At 44.9% G+C, this 566-nt stretch carries 2 protein-coding genes; both read left to right on the forward strand.

Going from position 1 to position 566, the window contains the following annotated elements; translation table 11 throughout:
* A partial coding sequence (locus H8J70_RS12380) for a helix-turn-helix domain-containing protein (protein WP_186504596.1) occupies positions 1-273 on the forward strand: 273 nt, incomplete at its 5' end.
* Between the two features lie 155 nt (positions 274-428).
* On the forward strand, positions 429-566 hold a 138-nt coding region (locus H8J70_RS12950; RefSeq protein ID WP_186504597.1), incomplete at its 3' end, for a helix-turn-helix domain-containing protein.

Consider the following 566-nt stretch of genomic DNA (forward strand, 5'->3'; position numbering starts at 1 on the left):
GCATACTGCATATCACATGAACATAATTATGCGGAGACAGCAGAAAAATACCAGGTTTCCTATCAACAAGCTCGTAGTTACACCGTTAAGTATGAGGCCGGCGGTCTCGATGCATTAAAGGATAACCGAGGGAAAAAGAAGGCGACCGATTCTCTTACCGAGGTTGAACGATTACGTGCTGAGCTGAAACTGGAGAAAGCCAAGCGTGAGAAAGCGGAAATGGAGGCTGCCTTCCTAAAAAAATTGGGGGAAGTAGAGAGGAGGCGGGGCTGAGCCGGCTAAGAAAACATCATATATATCTGGCAATTACAGAAGTGCATGGGGAGAACAACTATCCGATTTCTGCTCTCTGTAAGCTGGGAAAAGTAGCAAGAGCTGGTTACTATAAATGGCTTCATAGAGGTATTTCTGCGAATGAACAGGAAAACATGCTGATTGGAGAAAAGATTGAAGAAATACATCAGCAGGATCCTGATAAAGGGTATCGCAGAATCCGCGATGATTTGGAACGCTATCATGATATCCATGTGAATGATAAGCGGGTTCTCCGGATCTGCCGCAAGAAA

The organism is Megasphaera hominis (genome assembly GCF_014269395.1).
Lineage (GTDB): Bacteria > Bacillota > Negativicutes > Veillonellales > Megasphaeraceae > Megasphaera > Megasphaera hominis.